Here is a 5,091-nt window from a genome sequence, read left to right as displayed (position 1 = left end):
CAGATGGCCGAACCGAAATGGGTGCTGGCGATGGGCGTGTGCGCCTCGTCGGGTGGAATGTTCAACAATTACGCGGTGGTCCAGGGTGTTGACCACATCGTCCCGGTCGACATCTACCTGCCGGGCTGCCCACCGCGGCCGGAGATGTTGCTGTACTCAATCCTGAAGCTGCACGAGAAGATTCAGGAGATGCCGCTGGGCGTCAACCGGGAGCGCGCCGTCGCCGAGGCCGAAGAGGCGGCGCTGGCGGCCCGGCCGACTATCGAGATGCGCGGACTGCTGCGATGAGTTCGCCGGAGCAGGACCCGAAGGAAGCGGTACGCCGCCCAACCGACGAAGTAATCGACATTCGGCACGGAATGTTCGGCGTCTACGACACCGGCGACACGTCCGGTTACGGGCGACTGGTCCGGGAAGTCACGCTTCCCGGTAGCAGCCCGCGGCCTTACGGTGGCTACTTCGACGAACTCGTCGATGAAGTCGGAGCAGCGCTGGGGCGCGTCGAGGTGTTGTACTCCGACGCCATCGAAAAAGTCGTGATTCACCGCGACGAACTGACCCTGCATGTGCGCCGTGAGCGGTTGCCGGACGTCGCGGGGCGGTTGCGTGATGATCCCAAGCTGCGCTTCGAATTGTGCCTGGGCGTCAGCGGCGTTCACTACCCGCACGACTCGGGCCGGGAACTCCACGCGGTGTACCAATTCAGGTCAATCACCCACGGCCGCAGCATCCGGCTGGAAGTGTCTGCGCCCGATGACGATCCGCACATCCCGTCGCTGTTCACCCTCTACCCCACCAACGACTGGCATGAACGTGAGACCTACGACTTCTTCGGGATCATCTTCGACGGTCACCCGTCGTTGAGCCGTATTCAAATGCCTGACGACTGGCACGGACATCCCCAACGCAAGGACTACCCGCTCGGCGGCATCCCGGTCGAATACAAGGGCGCCCAGATCCCCCCGCCGGACGAGCGGAGAGCTTACAACTGATGAGCGAAACCACTAGCAGACCAGCCGATCAGGGCGGCGGCCCCGAAACTGTCATCGCCGTCGTCGGTCAGGACTGGGAGCAGATCGTCGAGGCCGCCCGCAGCGGCGACCCGGGCGAGCGCATCGTCGTCAACATGGGGCCTCAGCACCCGTCGACCCACGGTGTGCTGCGGTTGATCCTGGAGATCGAGGGCGAAACGGTCACCGAAGCCCGCTGCGGCATCGGCTACCTGCACACCGGGATCGAGAAGAACCTCGAATACCGGTATTGGACCCAGGGCGTCACGTTCGTCACCCGAATGGATTATCTCTCACCGTTTTTCAACGAGACGGCGTACTGCCTCGGCGTAGAGAAGCTGCTCGGGATCACCGACCAGATCCCCGAGCGGGTGAATGTGATCCGCGTGATGATGATGGAACTGAACCGGGTGTCGTCGCACCTGGTCGCGCTGGCCACCGGTGGCATGGAGCTGGGCGCGATGACCGCGATGTTCCTCGGCTTCCGGGAGCGTGAGCTGGTCCTCAACATCTTCGAGTTGATCACCGGGTTGCGGATGAACCACGGCTATATCCGGCCCGGTGGATTGGCCCAGGACCTACCGCCCAACGCGGTCAACGAGATCCGCGAATTCCTGGACCTGATGAGGCACCGGCTGCGCGACCTGGAGAACCTGCTCAACGAGAACTACATCTGGAAGGCCCGCACCCAGGGCATCGCTTACCTGGACCTCACCGGCTGCATGGCACTGGGTATCACCGGCCCGATCCTGCGCTCGACCGGTCTGCCCCACGACCTGCGGCGGGCCGCACCGTACTGCGGATACGAGAACTACGAATTCGACGTGATCACCGACGACAGCTGTGATGCGTACGGGCGCTACATTATTCGCGTCAAAGAGATGAGAGAGTCGCTGAAGATCGTCGAGCAGTGCCTGGAGAAGTTGAAGCCCGGACCGATCATGGTCGAAGACCGCAAGATCGCCTGGCCCGCCGATCTCACAGTCGGCCCTGACGGCTTGGGTAACTCGGAAAAGCACATCGCCAAGATCATGGGTACCTCTATGGAAGCGCTGATCCACCACTTCAAGTTGGTCACCGAGGGCATCCGCGTTCCGGCAGGCCAGGTCTACACCGCGGTGGAGTCGCCCCGCGGCGAACTCGGCGTGCACATGGTCAGCGACGGCGGTACCCGCCCCTACCGGGTGCATTACCGCGATCCCTCGTTCACCAATCTGCAAGCGGTCGCCGCGATGTGCGAAGGCGGAATGGTCGCCGACGTGATCGCCGCGGTCGCCAGTATCGACCCGTTGATGGGCGGGGTCGACCGATGACCGAAGCGCAGGCTCCCGCCGTCGGCTCTTCAGGCGAGCGGGTGTTCATCCAACTCGGCCCGCCGCCGGAAGAGCCCGGGCAGTTCGTCGTCGACGGCGCACCGCAGTCCTACTCGGACGACGTTCTGGCGCGGCTGGAGGTCGATGCCAAGGAGATCATCGACCACTACCCCAACCAGCGCTCGGCGTTGCTGCCGCTGCTGCACCTGGTGCAGGCGGAAGACGGCTACCTCACGCCGGCGGGTCTGGAGTTTTGCGGAGCCCAGCTCGGGCTGACCGGAGCGGAAGTGGCCGCGGTGGCCAGCTTCTACTCGATGTACCGCCGCGGACCCACCGGCGACTATCTCGTCGGCGTCTGCACCAACACCCTGTGCGCGATCATGGGCGGCGACCATATTTTCGAATCGCTCAAAGACCATCTCGGTATCGACAACGACGAGACCACCGAAGACGGCAAGGTGACGCTGCAGCACGTCGAGTGCAATGCCGCCTGTGACTACGCGCCGGTGGTGATGGTCAATTGGGAGTTCTTCGATAACCAGACGCCGGAGTCGGCGCGCGCACTCGTCGACGGCTTGCGCTCCGGTGACATGCCGAAGCCGACCCGCGGTTCGCCGCTGTGCAACTTCCGGGAAACCGAACGGATTCTCGCCGGCTTCCCCGACCCACGCGCCGACGAAGGTCAGGGCGGTGCCGGCGCAGCCACCTTGGCCGGTCTGCGTGTTGCACAGGAGCACGACATGCAGGCACCGCCCCCCGACGCGACACCGTCCGGGAAAGGTGAGTGATGACTTCTTCTTCGGTGCAGAGCACGCCGTTGACTCCGGTGTTCAGCCGCTACTGGGATGACCCGCAGTCTTGGACGCTGGAGACCTACCGCCGCAATGACGGCTACAAGGGGTTGGAGAAAGCCCTGGAGATGGGCCCCGACGCGGTGCTGCAAACCGTGAAAGATTCCGGGCTGCGCGGACGCGGCGGCGCCGGATTCTCCACCGGCACCAAGTGGGGTTTCATCCCGCAGGGCGACGAGGGGCCGGCCGCCAAGCCGCACTACCTCGTCGTCAACGCCGACGAATCCGAACCCGGAACCTGCAAAGACGTACCGCTGATGTTCGTCACACCACACTTTCTGGTCGAAGGCAGCATCATTGCCGCCTACGCGATCCGCGCCAACACCGCGTTCATCTACATCCGCGGCGAAGTGGTGCCGGTGCTGCGGCGGCTGCGGCACGCGGTGGCCGAAGCGTACGAAGCCGGATACCTCGGTCGCGACATCGCCGGTTCCGGCTACGACCTGGAACTCATCGTTCACGCCGGAGCGGGCGCCTACATCTGCGGCGAGGAAACCGCAATGCTGGACTCGCTGGAGGGCCGGCGCGGCCAGCCCCGCCTTCGCCCGCCGTTCCCGGCGGTGTCGGGACTCTACGCGTGCCCGACGGTGATCAACAACGTCGAAACCATCGCCAGCGTGCCGCCGATCGTGCTCAACGGGGTGGACTGGTTCCGCTCGATGGGCACCGAGAAATCGCCCGGCTTCAACCTGTACTCGCTGTCCGGCCACGTCACGAAACCCGGCCAGTACGAGGCGCCGTTGGGCATCACGCTGCGCGAATTGCTGGAGTACGCCGGCGGAGTGCGGGAAGGGCACCGGCTGAAATTCTGGACGCCCGGCGGGTCGTCGACTCCGCTGCTCACCGAGGAGCACCTTGACGTTCCGCTGGACTACGAGGCCGTCGGCGCGGCTGGGTCGATGCTGGGCACCAAAGCGCTGGAGATCTTCGACGAGACCACCTGCGTGGTGCGCGCAGTGCGGCGCTGGACCGAGTTCTACCAGCACGAGTCCTGCGGCAAGTGCACCCCGTGCCGGGAAGGCACCTACTGGCTGGAGCTGATCTACGAGCGGCTGGAAACCGGCAAGGGCGCCATGGAAGACCTCGAGAAGCTGGCCGACATCGCCGACAACATCCAAGGCAAGTCGTTCTGCGCGCTGGGCGACGGCGCGGCGATGCCGGTGATCTCGTCGCTCAAGTACTTCCGCGATGAGTACGTCGCCCATGTCGAAGGGGGCGGCTGCCCGTTCGACCCCCGGGAGTCCATGCTCACGGCAAACGGAAAGGCCTGACCGCTTCACATGACGAGCATTTCTGATGTGCCCCGATCGGAGGAGTACGGCGAGGAAGTGCCGCCGGATCTGGTGACGCTGACCATCGACGGTGTCGAGGTCAGCGTGCCGAAGGGGACGCTGGTGATCCGCGCGGCGGAGCTGATCGGTGTGCAGATCCCGCGGTTCTGCGACCACCCGCTGCTCGACCCGGTCGGCGCCTGCCGGCAATGCATCGTGGAGATCGAGGGCCAGCGCAAGCCGATGGCGTCGTGCACGACACCGGTTGCCGACGACATGGTGGTGAAGACTCAGCTCACCTCAGGGGTCGCGGACAAAGCCCAGCAGGGCGTGATGGAGATGCTGCTGATCAACCATCCGCTGGACTGCCCGATGTGCGACAAAGGCGGCGAGTGCCCGCTGCAGAACCAGGCGATGTCCAACGGCCGCGCCGAATCCCGCTTCACCGACGAGAAGCGCACCTTCACCAAGCCGATCAATATCTCCTCGCAGGTGCTGCTCGACCGGGAGCGGTGCGTGTTGTGCGCCCGCTGCACCCGGTTCTCCGCACAGATCGCCGGTGACCCGTTCATCGAGATGCTGGAGCGCGGGGCGCTGCAGCAAGTCGGGATCTACGCCAACGAACCGTTCGACTCTTACTTCTCCG

6 protein-coding genes are annotated in these 5,091 nt (G+C 64.8%); all 6 read left to right on the top strand.

All coding sequences use genetic code 11. The annotated features are described in order from the left end of the window. Positions 1-288: NADH-quinone oxidoreductase subunit B (locus tag WA317_RS11065; protein ID WP_425173069.1), on the top strand; the 288-nt coding region annotated here is incomplete at its 5' end. Continuing rightward, positions 285-992 (top strand): NADH-quinone oxidoreductase subunit C, encoded by a 708-nt coding sequence (locus WA317_RS11060; RefSeq protein WP_425173068.1) that lies wholly within the window; start codon positions 285-287, stop codon positions 990-992. The genes WA317_RS11065 and WA317_RS11060, both read left to right, overlap by 4 nt. Next, the gene (gene nuoD, locus WA317_RS11055) at positions 992-2,323 is read left to right on the top strand and encodes an NADH dehydrogenase (quinone) subunit D (RefSeq protein WP_425173067.1); all 1,332 of its coding nucleotides are present in this window, start codon (positions 992-994) and stop codon (positions 2,321-2,323) included. The genes WA317_RS11060 and nuoD overlap by 1 nt, the downstream gene beginning before the upstream one ends. Beyond that, a complete protein-coding gene (gene nuoE, locus WA317_RS11050; RefSeq protein WP_425173066.1) occupies positions 2,320-3,111 on the top strand; it encodes an NADH-quinone oxidoreductase subunit NuoE in 792 nt (263 codons plus the stop codon). The genes nuoD and nuoE overlap by 4 nt, the downstream gene beginning before the upstream one ends. Continuing rightward, positions 3,111-4,445 carry an NADH-quinone oxidoreductase subunit NuoF gene (gene nuoF / locus WA317_RS11045; protein WP_425173065.1) on the top strand — a complete coding sequence of 445 codons (1,335 nt, stop codon included), beginning with the start codon at positions 3,111-3,113 and terminating at the stop codon, positions 4,443-4,445. The genes nuoE and nuoF overlap by 1 nt, the downstream gene beginning before the upstream one ends. A 9-nt stretch (positions 4,446-4,454) precedes the next feature. After that, positions 4,455-5,091 (top strand): 2Fe-2S iron-sulfur cluster-binding protein (locus WA317_RS11040; protein WP_425173064.1); only part of this gene is annotated, 637 nt, incomplete at its 3' end.

The sequence above is a fragment of the Mycobacterium sp. genome, from assembly GCF_049802695.1.
In the GTDB taxonomy this organism is placed as follows: Bacteria; Actinomycetota; Actinomycetes; order Mycobacteriales; family Mycobacteriaceae; genus Mycobacterium.
Note: the sequence above shows the minus strand (reverse complement) of the source record. Positions and strands in the feature narration are given on the sequence as shown.